Origin of the sequence: Parvimonas parva, assembly GCF_045866535.1 — a bacterium.
Lineage (GTDB): Bacteria > Bacillota > Clostridia > Tissierellales > Peptoniphilaceae > Parvimonas > Parvimonas parva.
In genome coordinates this window covers 1,231,001-1,248,528 of record NZ_AP038371.1, presented here as the reverse complement: position 1 = coordinate 1,248,528, position 17,528 = coordinate 1,231,001, and the positions used below count along the sequence as shown (strand labels likewise).

General features: G+C 27.9%; 14 protein-coding genes. 10 read left to right on the top strand and 4 right to left on the bottom strand.

From position 1 onward, the window contains the following. Window positions 1–5 precede the first annotated feature (5 nt). Together ACKTSI_RS06205 and ACKTSI_RS06200 are read right to left on the bottom strand one after the other, a co-directional pair. The gene (locus ACKTSI_RS06205; RefSeq protein WP_407862716.1) at window positions 6–809 is read right to left on the bottom strand and encodes a lysostaphin resistance A-like protein; all 804 of its coding nucleotides are present in this window, start codon (window positions 807–809) and stop codon (window positions 6–8) included. Between the two features lie 12 nt (window positions 810–821). Then, window positions 822–1,517 (bottom strand): Crp/Fnr family transcriptional regulator, encoded by a 696-nt coding sequence (locus tag ACKTSI_RS06200; RefSeq protein WP_068474417.1) that lies wholly within the window; start codon window positions 1,515–1,517, stop codon window positions 822–824. Between the two features lie 272 nt (window positions 1,518–1,789). Between ACKTSI_RS06200 and ACKTSI_RS06195 the strand changes: the two genes are divergently transcribed. After that, window positions 1,790–3,325 (top strand): YjjI family glycine radical enzyme, encoded by a 1,536-nt coding sequence (locus ACKTSI_RS06195; RefSeq protein WP_201275835.1) that lies wholly within the window; start codon window positions 1,790–1,792, stop codon window positions 3,323–3,325. Continuing rightward, the gene (locus tag ACKTSI_RS06190; protein WP_288980156.1) at window positions 3,315–4,160 is read left to right on the top strand and encodes a YjjW family glycine radical enzyme activase; all 846 of its coding nucleotides are present in this window, start codon (window positions 3,315–3,317) and stop codon (window positions 4,158–4,160) included. The genes ACKTSI_RS06195 and ACKTSI_RS06190 overlap by 11 nt, the downstream gene beginning before the upstream one ends. Before the next feature lie 35 nt (window positions 4,161–4,195). Here ACKTSI_RS06190 and hpf read toward each other — a convergent pair whose 3' ends face one another. After that, window positions 4,196–4,723 (bottom strand): ribosome hibernation-promoting factor, HPF/YfiA family, encoded by a 528-nt coding sequence (gene hpf, locus ACKTSI_RS06185; protein ID WP_068474435.1) that lies wholly within the window; start codon window positions 4,721–4,723, stop codon window positions 4,196–4,198. 192 nt (window positions 4,724–4,915) lie between these two features. Between hpf and ymfI the strand changes: the two genes are divergently transcribed. Next, window positions 4,916–5,653: an elongation factor P 5-aminopentanone reductase gene (gene ymfI, locus ACKTSI_RS06180; protein ID WP_288980159.1), complete on the top strand. Its 738-nt coding sequence runs from the start codon at window positions 4,916–4,918 to the stop codon at window positions 5,651–5,653. Between the two features lie 111 nt (window positions 5,654–5,764). Next, complete coding sequence (rpsD, locus tag ACKTSI_RS06175; RefSeq protein ID WP_068474441.1) at window positions 5,765–6,364, top strand: 30S ribosomal protein S4; 600 nt, start codon at window positions 5,765–5,767, stop codon at window positions 6,362–6,364. 152 nt (window positions 6,365–6,516) lie between these two features. Here rpsD and brnQ read toward each other — a convergent pair whose 3' ends face one another. Next, entirely contained in the window at window positions 6,517–7,770 is a 1,254-nt protein-coding gene (brnQ, locus tag ACKTSI_RS06170; protein ID WP_407862715.1) for a branched-chain amino acid transport system II carrier protein, read from the bottom strand. A gap of 221 nt (window positions 7,771–7,991) precedes the next feature. On the opposite strand from brnQ, the gene pepF reads away from it, so the two are divergent. The 6 genes from pepF (at window position 7,992) to tsaD (ending at window position 17,458) form a co-directional block, all read left to right on the top strand. Next, entirely contained in the window at window positions 7,992–9,785 is a 1,794-nt protein-coding gene (gene pepF, locus ACKTSI_RS06165; protein WP_407862714.1) for an oligoendopeptidase F, read from the top strand. A gap of 199 nt (window positions 9,786–9,984) precedes the next feature. After that, entirely contained in the window at window positions 9,985–14,631 is a 4,647-nt protein-coding gene (locus ACKTSI_RS06160; protein WP_407862713.1) for a leucine-rich repeat domain-containing protein, read from the top strand. Between the two features lie 248 nt (window positions 14,632–14,879). Next, window positions 14,880–15,329 carry a tRNA (adenosine(37)-N6)-threonylcarbamoyltransferase complex ATPase subunit type 1 TsaE gene (gene tsaE / locus ACKTSI_RS06155; protein ID WP_311526207.1) on the top strand — a complete coding sequence of 150 codons (450 nt, stop codon included), beginning with the start codon at window positions 14,880–14,882 and terminating at the stop codon, window positions 15,327–15,329. Beyond that, complete coding sequence (tsaB, locus tag ACKTSI_RS06150) at window positions 15,329–16,015, top strand: tRNA (adenosine(37)-N6)-threonylcarbamoyltransferase complex dimerization subunit type 1 TsaB (RefSeq protein ID WP_068474454.1); 687 nt, start codon at window positions 15,329–15,331, stop codon at window positions 16,013–16,015. Before tsaE ends, tsaB begins: the two co-directional genes overlap by 1 nt. 1 nt (window position 16,016) lies before the next feature. Further along, complete coding sequence (gene rimI, locus ACKTSI_RS06145) at window positions 16,017–16,448, top strand: ribosomal protein S18-alanine N-acetyltransferase (RefSeq protein WP_311526208.1); 432 nt, start codon at window positions 16,017–16,019, stop codon at window positions 16,446–16,448. Beyond that, window positions 16,448–17,458: a tRNA (adenosine(37)-N6)-threonylcarbamoyltransferase complex transferase subunit TsaD gene (gene tsaD / locus ACKTSI_RS06140; protein WP_068474458.1), complete on the top strand. Its 1,011-nt coding sequence runs from the start codon at window positions 16,448–16,450 to the stop codon at window positions 17,456–17,458. The genes rimI and tsaD overlap by 1 nt, the downstream gene beginning before the upstream one ends. Window positions 17,459–17,528: the final 70 nt, after the last annotated feature.

Genomic DNA, 17,528 nt, shown 5'->3' with positions numbered 1-17,528 from the left:
AGTTTTTAAGATAATAATGTTATTATTGCTAAAAGATTGTTTAAAAAATGTCCTAAAATACAAGGTAGTAAAGACCTTGTTTTTTCATATATCAAACAACCTACGAAACTTGGTACGATATACAAAGGAACTAAGTACAGTCCATCGTGAATTACTGCAAATACAAAAGCAGAAACTAATGCCGGTAGGAATATTTTTAAGAGCTTTCCTTTGTCTTGAAAAATTTCGTGGAAAAATGTAAACATTCCATATTTAAAAGCAAATTCTTCGCCTATCGGTGCTGATATTAATAAATTAATTAATAATATCTTATTTAATTTTAAAGACTTTAAAATACTCTCAGTATTATTACTCTTAAAAGTTAATCCGAATAGTGGGTAGGTATATGAAATTATGATATTCCATAAAATCATAAATACACCAAGACCAATTCCAATTAAAAATAATTTTTTAAAAGAAACAGTTGTTTTATTTTTAGAGATACTATCAGTTCTTTTTTTAACTATAAAAATAGCTATTATAAATGCAATAAGTGTTGCAATAGATCCTAAAATATCAACAAAAAATTTATCAAACGATTCTCTATTTTCAATTAAATAAGCATTATTTTCAAAAAACTTAACTACAAAGTTTAAACTCATCACACTTTCCATAATTTTTTGATTATCTAAAATTTTAATACATATTAACATAATAAAAATTGGAGTTAGAAAGTAGTTTAAAACTATAAATAAAGATTTTTTATTGAATTTTTTTGTCTTTTTATCTGAATTGGATACTGAGTTAGCATTTTCGATAGATTCACTCATAATACTCACCTATTAGTCGTTATCTACACCTTTTTCTTTTGAGTATTCAACTAAATTATCGTAATTTTCCTTTGAAATTATGATTTTACCTGTTTGTCTTGAAATACAATTTCTATCAATCAATTCATTTAAATATCTATACATTGTTCTTTCGTTAATTCTTAAATAGTCAGAGATAACTTTTTTAGTTAAAGTAATTCTAACAGGGAATTCAACTTCAACACATTTAGATAAGAAGAATTCAATTAAGTTTTTCTTTCTTCCGTAGTTTTTAGTTAAATCGAATGTAGCGATAGAATGTTTAGCAAAGTCTAATAAGAAGTGATTGTAAATTTTTAAAAGTTCAATACTTTCAGCTTCTCTTTCAAATGCTTCAACTGGAATTCTAATAAGTCTTGTATCTTTGAAGAATGCAACACTCTTATAGAAATCATGTTTGTTATCCATAAATTCAAGTAAACCAAGTATAGAAGTATTTGTAATGTGATTAAATACTATTAGTTCCCCAACGGGTGTGAAGTGAACTACATTTGCACTACCTCTAACTAATAAATATAAATAATCCAGTTTGTCGTTTTCTTTAATTATTACAGTTTTCTTCTTTACTTTAAGCACAGTGAATTCTGAATATAATCTTTTATCAGTTTTTAAATCGAAAGTTTTGTCGATTAAAACTTTTCTTAATAAAGTAACTAATTTACTTTCCATTAATGTCCCTCCTTAAATAATCATACAATATATTATAATACAAATTAATTAAAAAATAAAGGGATAATCGTTAAAATTCACAAAAAAAATTTAAAAAATACGACTAATAAATGATAATTATTTTTGTTTAGATGATACTTTATCTGATTTATGGTTTTTGATTATTTTTTTAATAACTCAAAAAAGACAAATTACAGTATCATTTTTTGTTTTAATGATATATAATAAGGGTAAATAGTAGATGACTTTATGACATAAAATTTGGAGGTATTATGATTTCAGAAATTAAAACATTAGAAGAAGCTAGAGAGTTGTCAATGAATATTATTAAGGCAAAAGATTTAACTTTTGAACAAAAGACTTCTCAGCTTGCAAAACTTGCGGAAAACTTAAATAATTTTCCAAAAAATTCAGTAAATGAAAGAATATTTGAAATTTCAGAAAATGGAGGTTTTTGTGATTTGTGGGAAGGACATGCTCCTTATGCACCAAGATACATTTGTCCGAATTACCAAAAACTTTTAGATGAGGGCTGTAAATTTTTACGTCTTGAAAAATCTGAAACTCTACTTGATGCAATTAATAATTTATTAATTTTTTACCATCATATTCCTTCTATAACTAGATATCCTGTTTATATTGGGAAAATTGATAAACTTTTAGACCCGTTCATCACAGATAGAGATGAGGCTAAAAAGTTAATTAGATGGTTCTTAATTTCTTTAGATAGAACAATTAACGACAGTTTTTGTCATGCAAATATTGGGCCTGAAAAAACTGTTGCAGGAGAAATTATTTTGGAATTACTTCCAACTTTAAATAATGTTACTCCAAATATGACTATTTTATATGATGAAGACATAACTCCTGATGATTTTGGAGAAAAATGTGTTTATGCATCACTTTTAACTGCAAACCCTGCTTTTGCAAATGACAAATATTACAGAAAAGATTTTGGTGGCGACTATGCGATAGCAAGTTGTTACAACGGACTTCCTATTTCAGGAGGTGCATTTACTCTTAGCAGATTAAGACTTGGTTCACTTGCAAGAAGTTCAAGTTCAAAACAAGATTTTTTTGATAGGGTTTTACCTGAGGCGATAGACTTAATGTGTAACTTTATGGAAGGAAAGATTAGATTTTTAGTTGAAGAAACTCCTTTCTTTGAAGAAAACTTCTTGGTTAAAGAGGGATTCATTGAATTGGATAGATTTGTCGGACTTTTCGGTTTAGTTGGTTTACATGAATGCGTTCAAAAACTTTTAGAATTTGAAAATAAAGATTTGGAATATGGAAAAGATGAATATGCAAATAACTTAGGATTGGAAGTTATGGATTTCTTAGAAAAGAGAGTAAATTCATTTGAAAGTAAGTATTCAACTTTTTGGAATCACAAGTTTATGTTACATTCACAAGTTGGAGCACAAGACGATACAGAGGATAGTGCCGGTGTTAGAATTAGAATTGGAAAAGAAGTTCCAATGTATGATCATATTAAACATTCAGGACTTTTCCACAAATATTTTCCATCAGGAATTGGCGACCATTTCCCATTTGATGAAACTGCAGAAAAAAATCCATCAGCTGTTTTGGATATTTTTAAAGCAGGTTTTAAACTTAATATGAGATACATTTCTTGTTATGGAGAAAATGGAGATTTGATTCGTGTAACTGGATATTTGGTAAAAAAATCTGATATGCAAAAATTTATTGACGGTGAAAGAGTTAGCTACGATACTGTTCAATATGCAAGAGAGGCTTTTGAAAAATATCATTTATTAGAACGTAAGGTTAGAGATGTTGAATAAAGGAAAAATAAACAAAATAATAGATATGTCGGTGGTGGACGGACCTGGTAACAGGACGTCCATTTTCCTACAAGGTTGTAATTTTAATTGTTTTTATTGTCATAATCCTGAAACGATAAGACATTGTATAAATTGTATGGAATGTATTCCGTCTTGTCCAACCAAAAGTTTGACAAATGTAGATGGAAAAATTGTTTGGAACGATAAAACTTGTATAAATTGTGATGAATGTATTAGAGTCTGTAAGCATCTTTCAAGTCCTAAAATTTATAATTGGACGGTTGAAGAAACTCTTGAAAGAATTAAAAAGAATATGCCTTTCATAAGAGGAATTACTGTTAGTGGTGGAGAATGTACTTTACAACATAATTTTTTAGTGCCACTTTTTACTGAAGTAAAAAAACTTGGACTAACTTGTTTTGTAGATACAAATGGAAGTCTGCCTTTTAAAAAATTACCAAAATTGGTTGAAGTTACAGATTCTTTTATGCTTGATATAAAAGCATTTGTTAATGAAGAACATATTTTTATAACTAAGAGCAAAGTTGATACGGTTTTAGAAAATGCAGATTATCTTGCAAGTATTGACAAGCTATTTGAAATAAGAACGGTAACAGTTGCTGGAATGGATAATAGAACAACAGTTGATAAAATTACAAAGATGCTTTCCAAGTACATAAAAATGGGACATAAGATTAGATACAAGATTATAAAATATAGAAAATTTGGTGTTAGGGAAGAATACAGTATGTTTTCATCTCCAACCGATGAAGAAATGGAAGAATTGAAACAAATAGCATTGGATAATGGATTTTGTGATGTTGTTATTGTTTAAAGAAAAAGAGGATTTTTAAAAAATCCTCTTTTTGTCTATTCAACTATTATTAAACCATAGTGTCCATCTTTTCTTTTATATAAAACATTTGTTTTTGAATCTTTTGCATTTTTGAAAATAAAGAAGTCATGGTTTAAAAGTTCTATTTGTAAAATAGCCTCTTCTTCAGACATTGTAGCAACGTCAAAGTTTTTAACTCTAACAATTTTTGATTCTTCTTCATCTTCAACCGGTTCAGAAATTTTTTCAAATCTGATAGTTTCTAATGCTTGATATTTCTTTTGTAACTTTGTTTTGTTTTTTCTTATTTGTCTTTCAAGATTGTCTAAAACAATATCTATTGAAGTGTACATATCAGTTGTACTTTCTTCGGCTCTAAGTATTGTACTATTTGGTAAATAAATTGTTGCTTCAAAAATTTTGTTATTTTTAACAGAACTGTAAGTAACTTTACCTTCAATGTCTTTAGAAAAGAATTTATCTAGCTTTTCAAATTTCTTAGCAGTAATATCTCTTAAAGCATCAGTGATTTCAATGTTTTTACCTATAAATTTTAACTTCATACAAATACCTCCTAACATTTTTTACAATTATATCGAAAAAATATAATTGTTATGTTAATTATATTATACCATATTTTCCTATATTTTACTACAAAATAACTAGTTAAATTAAACTTAAATTTTTATTTTGTATTTTTTTATGTTATAATTTAAATTAATCTTGTTGATATAATTTATTTTAAAGGAGTTAGTATGAAAAGGGATACTGTACTTATAACAGGTGCATCAAGGGGCATTGGCTCGGCGATTGCAAAGAGCTTGGCAAAGGAAAATTATAATATAGTTATAAATTTTAGAGAAAATGAAATAGAGGCAAAAAAAGTTTTTGACGAAATAAAAGAATATAATTCAAATGTTTTGATGATAAAGGCAGATATAAGAAAAACAGAAGACGTTGAAAATATGTTTTTAGAAATAGAAAAAATTTTTGGAAATGTAGATATTTTAATAAATAATGCAGGAATTTCAAGTGTGAAATTTTTTCAAGATATTACAGAAGAAGAATGGGAAGATATGTTTAATGTAAATGTTCATGGGGCTTATCGTTGCATAAAGAGAGCTATTCCTTCAATGATAAGTAATAGATACGGAAAAATTATCGGGATCAGTTCAATATGGGGAGTTACCGGTGGCTCACTTGAGGCGCATTACTCTGCAACTAAAGGAGCAATTATTTCTATGAATAAAGCTTTGGCAAAGGAACTTGGTTATTCAGGAATAACCGTAAATACCGTTGCACCGGGTGGAATTGATACAGATATGTTAAAAAATATTTCAAAGGAAAATCTTGAAGAGTATTGCTCGGAATTTCCACTTCAAAGACTTGGAAAGCCGGAAGAAATTGCAAGTGTTGTAAAGTTTTTGGTTTCAAAAGATTCTTCTTATATAACAGGACAAGTTATAAATGTTAATGGAGGAGCTTTTATTTAAAAATTATTGAAAAAAACATAAAAAAGCTATTTACAAAATATAAAAAAAGTTGTATAATTTATGCGTGGCTATAAATTATCGCGGCAAATAATTTATGGGGAGTATGAAAATATGGCAAAAATGATGGGACCTAGATTTAAACAATCAAGAAGACTAGGCTTAAATGTATGCGGACACCCAAAAGCTAATAAGAGAATGGGTAAAGGTCTTGCAAGAAACGACAAAAAATTAACAGAATACGGTTTACAATTACTAGAAAAACAAAGACTAAGAGCTTACTATGGAGTTATGGAAAAACAATTCAGAACTTATGTAGAAAAAGCACTTAGACAAAAAGAACGTATAACAGGGGACGCTCTTGTTATGATGTTAGAAACAAGATTAGATAACCTTGTTTACAGAATGGGTTTTGCGTCTTCAATTAGACAAGCAAGACAAATGGTAGTTCATGGACATATGCTTGTTAATGGCAAAAAAGTTGATATACCTTCATACGCAGTAAAAGTTGGAGATGAAATCACTTTAAGAGAAAAATCACAAAAAGTAGAAATGTTCAAAGAAAACTTTGAATCTACATTCTTAGGAGTTGTTCCTTATATCGAAAAGAAAGAAGGATTGAAAGCAACTTTAACTAGAATGCCTGAAAGAAATGAAGTTCCTATTGAAATTCAAGACTCATTAGTAGTAGAATTCTACTCAAGATTAATTTAACACAAAGAAAAGCACGAATCATCGTGCTTTTTTGTTTGTAAAAAAAGAACCTCACCTTTACACGATGCTTCGAATAGGGTGGGTTCCTGATAACCTTGTTGATTTACAAAAAAAGTAATGTAAACGCTAATATATCACTTTTTCTTTTAATTTTATTTCTTTTTGATAAATAATGCTATTACAAATGCTATAAAACTTGGAATTATCCAGTTAAAACCTATATCACTTAATGGTAAAATAGTTATAAATTTAAAAATTCCTAATTGTTCATAAAGCACTTGAATAAAACTTATTATAACTGCTGTGAAAGTCGGTAGTTTGAATATTAAATCATTTTTGATTTTTTCTTTGAAAAATGTAAGTATAATTAAAACAATTGTCGGTGGATAAACAACAGCAAGTATTGGAGCGCCTATTTTTACGATTCCGCTAACTCCGATTATTGCAGCTGTAGTTCCAAATATACAAATACAAAGTATAAAAGTGGAATATTTTATTTTTCCCTTTGTAATATTTACTAAATATTCTCCAGACGCTGATGTAAGTCCTATTGATGTTGTTAAACAAGCAAGGAATGATGCTAAGCCTAAAGCGATTTTTCCTGCATTTCCCAAAAGATTTTGTGTTACATTTACAATTATTTGTGATTGTTCGGCATCTATTCCATATTGTGTAGAAACTGTTGCTCCAAGATATGTAAGTCCACCATAGATTAGTCCTAAAGTAGTGCAAGCTATAAGTCCTGACTTGAACAATATTTTTACTTGTTGTGTCGGTTCGTTGTATCCTTTGTTTTTTAATGTCAACATTAAAACTGAACCAACTGCAAGAGATACGAAACAGTCCATTGTTTGATAACCGTCGATTAGTCCTTTTCCTAAAACATTATTTATTTTAGCTGTTTCAGCTGGAGCTCCAAGTGGAGTAATTGTTACTTTAACAATGATTACAACCAACGCAAGTATTAGAAAAGGCGTTAAAAATTTTCCGATAATATCTACAACCTTTGAAGGTCTAACAGTTAAAAAATAAGTTAAAGCATAAAAAATAATTGCAACTGTTGTGATTGAATAAATATTATGGAAACCTAAAATTGGCTTAATTCCCACTTCGTAAGCTGTTGCTCCAGTTCTTGGAATTACAAGTAATGGACCTACGCACATTATAACCATAAAACTTAAAAATAGTGCCGGTTTTTCTCCGATAGGTCTAAAAAATTTCATTATATCACATTCATAGTAAGTAACTGCCATCAATGCTACAAGAGGAAGACCAACGGCTGTAACTGTAAATTCTAAAAATGTTATGAACCAAGAACTACCTGAAAGAACTCCCAAATATGGAGGGAAAATTAAGTTCCCTGCTCCAAAAAACATTGCAAAAAGTGCAAATCCAAACGTTAACATATCAACTATGCTATTTTTTTGTTCATTACATTCTCTCCTTAAAAATAAAAAAATTTAAAATGAAAAATCTTGTATTTTACATAACAGTATTTTACAAAAAAATTAGTAAAAATACAATACTAAAAATGAGTTTTCTAAAAATATTTTTTAAATAATGTAATTTTTTTAAAAAATATGGTAAAATAGATAAGAATGAAAGAAAACATTTTAGGAGGAATATGATGAAAAGAAATGAAGTAGATAAAAATCTAACTTGGGACTTAACTGATATTTTTAAAACTGAAGAAGACTATAAAAATGCTCTTAAGGAAATTGTAGAAAAGACGGATGAGCTTGTAAAGATTTACGAGGGCAAACTTGATTGCTATTGCACAATCAATAGCTGTTTAGAAGATTTAAAACCTATTCGTGTTTTATTGGACTTAGCTGGAAACTATGCAAGCTTAGACTACGAAACAGATTTAGGTGGAAAAGAACAATTTGAAAGAATTGTAAACTTTGAAAATATAGTTGCTCCTGTTTATTCAAAACTTAGTTTTGTAGAAACTGAAATTTTAGCAAATGATAAAAAAATCATAGAAAAAGCTATGGAAGAAAATTCTGAAAATAGAAGATTTTTAGAAAAACTTTTAGATAGAAAAGAACATACATTATCAAAAGAAGTTGAAAGTACACTTTCTTCTTTAAGTGGAAGTTTTGAAACTCCTTACAGAGTTTATCAACAATCAAAAATGCAAGACCTTTCTTTTGAAGATGTTGAAGTAAATGGCGTAAAAACTCCAATGAGCTACAATATTTTTGAAGGTAGTTTTGAAGTTGATGCAAATACAGAATTTAGAAGAGATGCTTTTAAAAAATTCTACAACACTTTAGAAAAATATGAAAATACTTTTGCAAGTGCATATTACAGCCATGTTCAACAAGATAAGGCTATGTCTAAAGTTAGAAAATACGACAATGTTTTTGAATATTTACTTGCAGAACAAGAAGTTACAATGGATATGTATAATAGACAATGTGATGTTATTATGGAAAAACTTGCACCACATATTAGAAAGTATGCAAGACTTTTAAAGAGAGTAAATAAACTTGATAAAATGACTTTTTCTGATATGAAAATGCCTTTAGATGCAGATTTTCAAAAAGTTTATAGCATTGATGAATGTAAAAAAATGGTTATAGACGGACTTTCCGTTTTAGGTGATGATTATAAGTCATATTTGGAAAATGCTTTTGAAAAGAAATGTATAGACTATGTTGATAACGAAGGAAAAGCCTCAGGAGCTTTCTGTGCGAGTCCTTACAGAGTGCATCCTTATGTACTTTTAACTTGGTCAGGAAATATGTCTGATATACTAACAGTTGCTCACGAACTTGGACATGGTGGACATTTTACTCTTTGCAACCAATATCAAAATATTTTAAATGTTGACTGTTCAACTTATTTTGTAGAGGCACCGTCAACAACAAATGAATTGATTATGGCTCACTATCTATTGGAAAATGCAAAGACGGATAGAGAAAGAAGATGGATTATTTCTGAAATAATTTCAAAAACTTATTACCACAACTTTGTAACACATTTCTTAGAAGCATACTATCAAAGAGAAGTTTACAAAATTATCGACAATGGTGGAGCAGTTGATGCTACAACTTTAAATGAAATCTTTAAAGAAACTATGGAAAAATTCTTCAAAGAAGATGTTGAACTTGTTGACGGAGTTGAAAGAACTTGGATGAGACAACCACATTACTATATGGGACTTTATTCATACACTTACAGCGCAGGTTTAACAATCGGAACTCAAATGTGTCTAAACATTTTAAAAGACAATTCAAAAGCTAAACAATGGATTGAAGTTTTAAAAGCTGGTGGAAGTAAAAATCCTATTGAACTTGCAAAAATGGCTGACGTTGATATTACAACAGACGCACCGCTTGTTAATACAATAGAATATATTGGAAGTTTAATCGACGAAATGGAAAGATTAACAGACAAAATAGAACAAGAATAAAAATGGAAAAGATGCTAATTTAATTGGCATCTTTTTTTATATAGAAAGAGAGAATTTATTTAAGGTATGAATTTTAATCCGTTTATATAGAAAAAATTTATTCAAAGTGGTTTATGGATAAGAAAAAACTATTATACTTATATGACAATTTGTGTTAAAATATTAATGAATATTTGTTTTTACGGAAAGGTGGTAAATTATGAAAAATAAAAGTGTATTGGCATTGGCTTTGCTTTGTGGTTTTTCTTTTTCACAAAATATAAGCTATGCAGATGGCGAAACGGTAATTTATAACAAAGATGGAATTGTTTTAAAGTTAAATGGAGATGATAAGGGAACATTTAAAGTTTCTATTGAAAACAATAGTAGTAAGGATATGTTCGGAGTTAAATTAAAATCTGAAGATATTAAAGGGCTTAAAATTGTTGGTGGAAAAGAAATTGAAATTGGAAATGTTAAGGCTGGAGAAAAACGAGTTTTAGATGAAAAAGAATTAAAATTCAAAATAGAAAAAGCTATTCAACATTCAATAAAAAAAGGCAAACTTTCAAAAACTGGAGTTGATGGGGTTTATAAGATTTACATACCAATTGCCATTGCTGGAATGGTGGGTGCTATATGTGTTCTAGTTTCTAAAAAGAGAAATGCTAAGAGATTGTTGTCAGTTGCTATTGGAACTGGAATTTTAGCCTCTTCAATTTTAACTTATACGACAAATGCTGATGTTGTTTATAAAAATTCTGTTGATGTTCGTGGAAAGATTAATATAAGCGATAAGTCTTATGATTATATTGGGGTTTTAATGTGGAATGATGTTGAAACTGAAAAAGCAAATGAAAAAGATAATACAAAACCAGATATAACTCCAAATAAGCCGAATACTAAACCGGATACAAAACCAGATATAACTCCAAACAAGCCGGACAATAAACCGGATACAAAACCTGATGAGCCGAGCGTTCCGAGTGATCCGGAAGAAAAAGATGAAGTTATTGAAATCGAAGATTCAAATTTGAAACAATTTATCCTTGATAAGTTACATGCTTATAATGGTAAAGATGATTATGAACAAGACATGGGTGAATATAATTTTAAACTTACAGATAAATCATATAGAAAAGATAAAAATTCAAATGAAATTTTAAAGAGTGATTTAGAAAAAATTGAATCTATTGGAATTAGAGGTATGAATGCCAATGAAGATGACATTATTGAAGTTAGAAGTATTAAAGGTTTGGAATACTGTAAAAACCTAAAGACACTTACAATTTCTTCCGGAGAAATTCCTGATGACGACGAAGAAATAAGATATTCAGAGGGAGCAATTAAAGATTTAACACCACTTGCAGGGTTAAAAAAGCTTGAATTGTTAAGACTTTCTCATAATGAAATATCTGATGTTTCTCCTTTAAAGGATTTGACAAATTTAAAGAGTTTATATATTTCACATAACAACATTTCTGATATTAGTGCTTTGAAAAATCTTAAAAATTTAGAAAACTTTGATTTTGCTGTAAATAAAGTTTCTGATATTGGTGCTTTGAAAAATCTTAAAAATTTAAAACTTTTAGATATTTATTCAAATAGCATTTCTAATATTGATGCTGTTAAAGATCTTGAAAAATTATTGTACTTTAGAGCTGATAGTAATAAAATTGAAAACATTGACTCTTTAAAGAATTTAAAAGTTTTGGAAGATTTGGACTTGGGAAGTAATGCTCTTAAAGACACTTCTGTTTTGAATGATTTAACAAATTTGAAAAAATTAAGTTTAAAGAAAAATAATCTTAAAAATATAGATTTGAGTAAACTTGTAAATCTTGAAGAGTTAGATTTGGAAGAAAATGAGTTGAAAGATGTTTCATTTCTTGCAAATATGCCTAATTTAAAAAATCTATATGTTCAAAAGAATAAGATTGAAAATTTAAATGCTATTTCAAAGCTAACTAATCTACAATTATTAAATTTTAGTGATAACTCAATTTCTGATATTAATTTTGTAAAAGATTTGGTTAATGTTACAAGTTTACGTATATCAAATAATGTGGTTTCAGATATTTCTGCAATTAAAAACTTAAATGAACTTACTGATGTGCATATTGATGGAAATAAGGTAAAAGATTTTACGGTTTTAAATGAAAAGAAAGGATTATCTGAAAAAATTATTCACAATCAAAATGTTGATTTAAAAAAAGAATTGGAGTCCACTGAAAAAACTTTTGAAGTAGATAATGTATTTATTGGTCTTGAAGATATTGCAAAAGATAAGAAAATAACAGTTTCTTCTGAAAATAAAGATATTACAGTAGTTTTAGAAAATGGTAAATTGAAATTTAGTTTAACGGATAAAGCCATTGAAAATTTAAACAAAGGAGCTTTAGATTTTGTTGTTAATTTTGAATTTGAAAATGATTTAGATTATACTAATACTCCTAATGTGTTGAAATTAAATGTAAAACTTAAAAAAGTTGAAAAAGCTAAACCTGAAGAAAAAGATAAGTTTGTTGAAATTGAAGATGCTAAGTTATTAAAAGTTATTAATAAGAATTTAGATAAAAATAGAGCAGACAACCAAAAAGTTACTGTTAAGGAAATGGAAAGTTTAACAGAATTATCTCTTTTCTTAAAAGAAGATGGAAGTGCAGACTTTAGCGAAAACGCTAAATATTCAATACTTGGAGTTCCTCAAAGTTTATCGGGAACAAAAGATTTTAAATTTGCAGTTACAAGAGGAATGAAGAGCATTAAAGGTTTGGAATATGCAAAAAATCTTGAAAAATTAAAATTAAATGAAAATGAAATTTCTGATATTAGTCCTCTTAAAGATTTAACAAAATTAAAATATTTAGAAATTCAAAGAAATAGAATTGTTGATTTGAAACCTTTGGAAAATTTAAAAAATCTTGAATTTTTGAAGTTATATAATAATTTAATTGAAGATATAACTCCTCTTTCTAATCTTACAAATCTAACAGGATTAGATTTACATTACAATGTAACTGTTGAAGGAGATGAAAGTCATAAAAAGATTTCAAAGGGAATTACTGATATTTCAGCTTTAAAAAATTTGAAAAATTTAACGTTCTTGGACATTTCAGCTAATAGAATTGAAGATGTTTCAATTATTAAGGATTTGAATAAAATTGAACACTTGGATATTTCAGGAAATAGAGTTAAAAATTATACAGGACTTGGAGATTATATTGCTCCAAGATTAGCAAAGGCTTTGAACGAAAGTGAAGGAAGCATACAACACGCAGGACAAACTGTATCGCTTGGACAAACTTTGGATGCAAAATCAAATGAAGTTTCTTTTTCCTCTCCTTATGTAGGAATAGAAGAATTAGGTAAAAGTATAGCTAAGGCTTTTGGTATAGAAGAATATAATGTATTTGAAAAATCAAGCACAAATATAAAGGGTATTGATGCAAGTTATGACAAGGAAACTAAAAAAATTACTTTAAAAATTTCAGATGATGCTATTGCTGAAAATAATGGAAAAGAAGTTGATTTAGTGGTAAATTTAACTGATGCTGAGGGAGCTTATGTCTTTACTATCAACAGTATTAAGCTAAAATTTGATGTAGTTGAAGAAATTGTTGCCGAAGAGTATAAAGACTTTTATTACGATTTATTTAACAAATATAATAAGTTTGATGAGAAATATACAAATTTAACTGATGAGGCAAATGCAAAGTTTAGTAAGACAAATCGACCTAAAAAGGATAAAAATTTTACTAAAGAAGATTTTAAAATGCTAAAAACATTTAGTATAATCGATAAAAATATTACAGATAAAATGGTTAAATCATTAAGATATGCTGAAAATTTAGAAGAATTTAAAATTATGCTTAATAGTGCCAGTTTAAAAAGAGAAGTTACAAATTTTGATTTCTTAACTAAAACTCCAAAATTGAAACAATTTTTTTATCAAAATCAAGATTATAAAAACGCAAAAAAAGAAAAATTTCCTACTGGAGTGGATTTTTCAAAGAATACCGCTTTAGAAGAAGTTGTTATTTCACAAACTGACTTGAGTAATGTATTGCCATTTAAAAATTTAAAATTAAAGCAATTGAGTTTGCAAGATAATAATATTACAAATATATTTTTTATCAAGGATATGTCTAGTTTAGTGAGATTAGATTTAGATAACAACAAGATTTCAAATTTGCCGAATTTATCAAAAATGCAAAATTTAGTTACTTTATACTTAAGAGATAATAATATTTCTGATATTTCTAAACTTGAAAGTTTGAAAAATCTTGAGGCTCTACATTTGAGAAATAATAAAATTACAGATATTTCAGTTTTAACAAAATTACCAAAATTGCATAGAATTTATATTGATAAAAATAATGCTCTTGTAAATTATATGGAAGTTGTTAAAAAACTTGAAGGAATAAATACTTTGTTTGTAGATAAAATTTCAAAAGATGATTTTGAGTGGATGAAAAAATTTGCCATAAGATATGAAGTAGATGCTACTGAAGACGAAGATAAAGCAAGAATGTTTCGTTTTGAAAAGTTAGAAATTCCGGTGAATGTTAAAAAAACCGAAATAAAAGATGGCTTTATAGAAATAGATAATCCGTTAAAAGATTGGGAAAACAAAGTCATAGAAGAATTTGATGGAGAAAATGTAAACGAAGAAGAAATAATTAAAAACAACAATTTGATTTTTAATGAAAACAAAATAAAGATTAAAGTTCAAGATAAAAATAAATTTGAAGAAGTTTATGAAATAATTGCTGAAAATTATGAACATATGTTTGGTAATAAAAATTACAAACAACCTGCAACTGTTTCAGGAAAAGTTGTTTTAAAAATTAATATTTCTGAGTAATAGTTTTGGGCAAAAAGGAGATTGAAAAATCTCCTTTTTATGTGCTTTAAACTGTTATTAAAGTTGTTTTTGTGATATAATAATTACATTAATTTAATTATCAAAAATAGATTATGATATAATAATTATGGATTTATGACTTATGATAAAGCTGTAATTATTTCATAGTAATTACCATAAAAGAATAATCAAAAAGGAATTATGATATAATAAAATGTAATTTATGTTTTAGTTTTAGGAGGAAGAATTTGTTTGAAATAGTTTTAAATTCTTTGGAAGAATGTAATAATTTTTCTAAAAGATTTTCAAAAACATTAAAAAAGGGCGATGTAATCTCTTTGGTTGGAGATTTAGGAGCGGGTAAAACTACTTTTACTAAATTTTTAGGTGAAAGTTTGGGTATAAATGAGGACATAACTTCACCGACTTTTAACTTGGTCAATATGTATTACGGAAAGTTTGAGTTTAATCATATGGATTTATATAGAATTGATTTTCCGGAGGAACTTTATCAGATAGATTATGAAAATTATTTTTATCCTGATGGGATTACAGTAATAGAATGGGCGGAAAAGGCAGGATATTTATTACCTAAAAATTTGGTCGAGGTTGAAATTTTAAAAATTTCTGAGAATTCAAGAAAAATTGTAATTAAAGGAAATAATAAAAGAGAATTAGAAATTATAGAGGAATTGTAATGAAAATTTTAGCGATAGATACTTCAACAACTCACAGCTCTTGTGCTGTTATGGAAGATGATTTTGTTGTTGGAGATTTTAGTATAAGTCAAAGTATGAGTCATAATGAAATTTTACTTGTTATGGTTGATGAAATGCTTAAAAAATTGAATATGGATATAGAAGAGATAGATTTGTTTGTAGCAGTTACGGGTCCCGGTTCTTTTACGGGTATCAGAATAGGCGTTACTACGATAAAAGCACTTGCTATGTCTTTAAACAAGCCGATAGTAGCTGTTAATACGCTTGAGGCTCTTTCTTTTGGAGTTTTTTCGGATAAAAAGAAAATTCCTTTGATTGATGCTAGAGGGGAGAGAGTTTATTATGGTGTTTACGAGGGTGTTTGTAATAAAAATATTGAACCTCCTGCACTTTTAACTATTGATGAACTTTTGGAGGAATTTTCTGATAAAAATGAAAAATTTGTTTTTGTAGGGGATTGTATAAATTTATATAAAGATAGAATTTTGGAAAACAAAAATTTTGAAATAGCACCTGCTTGTTTAAACAGTTGCATTTCAAGGAATGCTTGTGTTATTGGAAAACAAAAATTTGAAAGTGGAGAAATTTCAGACTGTTTTACTCTTAGCCCTGAATATGTAAGACTTTCACAGGCACAAAGGGATTTGGAGAATAGGCAAAAATAAGATGATTTTATATAGATATGCAAATTCAAATGATATTTCGGATATTTTGTTATTAGATGAAGAAAATTTTTCGAATAATTTTGATGAAAAGTTTTATTTGGAATATATTGAAAGTAAAAAAGTTATAGTTGCAGAAAATTACGGAAAAATAGTAGGATATATTCTATTTAATTGTGTTTTAGACGAGGCAGAGGTTTATAAAATAGTTGTGTCTAAAGATTTTAGAAAAAAACAGATAGCCTTTAAAATTATGGAGTTTTTTATAGAAGAATTAAGGTGTAATGTAAAAAAGATTTTTCTTGAAGTTAGAGAAAGCAATATTCCGGCTATTAAATTGTATGAAAAATGTGGATTTGTAAATATTAGAAAAATTGTTGATTATTATAGTAATCCAAAAGAAAATGGATATATGATGATAAAAGAGGTAGTGTAATGAATGATGTTAAGATTATGGCGATAGAAAGCAGTTGTGATGAAACCAGTGTTGCCATTGTGAAAAATGGGAGAGAGGTTATTTCTAATGTGATTTCTTCCCAAATAGATATGCATAAGAGATTTGGAGGAGTTGTTCCTGAGGTTGCAAGTAGAATGCATTTAGAGGCGATTAATAATATAGTTAAAGAATCTTTAGAAAAAGCGAATATGACTTTAAATGATGTTGATGCCATAGCTGTAACAAAAGGTCCGGGACTTGTTGGAGCTTTGCTTGTTGGAATTTCAGAGGCGAAGGCTCTGTCTTATGCAACTAAAAAACCTTTAATTGGAGTTAATCATATGAAAGGGCATATTTGTGCAACTTTTATAACTCATAAGGAATTGGAACCTCCGTTCATTTGCCTTTTAGTTTCAGGTGGACATACTTATTTAGTAGATGTTAAAGATTATAATGATATGGAAGTTGTTGGAAAAACTATTGATGATGCTTGTGGAGAGGCTTATGACAAAGTTGCAAGATGCCTTGGTATGAATTATCCAGGAGGTCCTGAAGTTGAAAGACTTGCTAAACTTGGAAATGAAAATGCGATAGATTTTCCACGGGTAATGTTAGATAAAGACAGCTATAATTTCAGTTTTAGTGGACTTAAAACGGCAGTATTAAACTATTTGAATAGCAAAAGACAAAAAGGTGAAGAAATTTCAAAAGAAGATGTATGTGCAAGTTTTCAAAGAGCGGTTTTTGACGTTTTAATTTATAAGACTGAGAAGTTATTAAAAGAGAAAAATTTAGATACAGTTGTTGTATCCGGAGGAGTTTCTGCAAACAATACACTTAGGGAAGAAATACAAAAAATGTGTAAAAAAAATAATTTTAAATCATATTTTCCTGATAAAATATTGTGTACAGACAATGCAGCTATGATTGCATCATCAGGTTATTATGAGTATATATCAGGAACTAGAAGTGATTTGACATTAAATGTTGAGCCGAATTTAGAACTTTAAAAAATTTTTTAAAATTCTAAAAAAAGTATTGACAACTAAAAAAATAAAGTGTATAATATCCAAGTAACTG

Excerpts from the sequence above, each read along its gene's own strand:
- ACKTSI_RS06205 (WP_407862716.1), bottom strand. The coding sequence starts at position 809 with ATGAGTGAATCTATCGAAAATGCTAACTCAGTATCCAATTCAGATAAA.
- ACKTSI_RS06200 (WP_068474417.1), bottom strand. The coding sequence starts at position 1,517 with ATGGAAAGTAAATTAGTTACTTTATTAAGAAAAGTTTTAATCGACAAA.
- ACKTSI_RS06195 (WP_201275835.1), top strand. The coding sequence starts at position 1,790 with ATGATTTCAGAAATTAAAACATTAGAAGAAGCTAGAGAGTTGTCAATG.
- ACKTSI_RS06190 (WP_288980156.1), top strand. The coding sequence starts at position 3,315 with ATGTTGAATAAAGGAAAAATAAACAAAATAATAGATATGTCGGTGGTG.
- hpf (WP_068474435.1), bottom strand. The coding sequence starts at position 4,723 with ATGAAGTTAAAATTTATAGGTAAAAACATTGAAATCACTGATGCTTTA.
- ymfI (WP_288980159.1), top strand. The coding sequence starts at position 4,916 with ATGAAAAGGGATACTGTACTTATAACAGGTGCATCAAGGGGCATTGGC.
- rpsD (WP_068474441.1), top strand. The coding sequence starts at position 5,765 with ATGGCAAAAATGATGGGACCTAGATTTAAACAATCAAGAAGACTAGGC.
- brnQ (WP_407862715.1), bottom strand. The coding sequence starts at position 7,770 with ATGTTAACGTTTGGATTTGCACTTTTTGCAATGTTTTTTGGAGCAGGG.
- pepF (WP_407862714.1), top strand. The coding sequence starts at position 7,992 with ATGAAAAGAAATGAAGTAGATAAAAATCTAACTTGGGACTTAACTGAT.
- ACKTSI_RS06160 (WP_407862713.1), top strand. The coding sequence starts at position 9,985 with ATGAAAAATAAAAGTGTATTGGCATTGGCTTTGCTTTGTGGTTTTTCT.
- tsaB (WP_068474454.1), top strand. The coding sequence starts at position 15,329 with ATGAAAATTTTAGCGATAGATACTTCAACAACTCACAGCTCTTGTGCT.
- rimI (WP_311526208.1), top strand. The coding sequence starts at position 16,017 with ATGATTTTATATAGATATGCAAATTCAAATGATATTTCGGATATTTTG.
- tsaD (WP_068474458.1), top strand. The coding sequence starts at position 16,448 with ATGAATGATGTTAAGATTATGGCGATAGAAAGCAGTTGTGATGAAACC.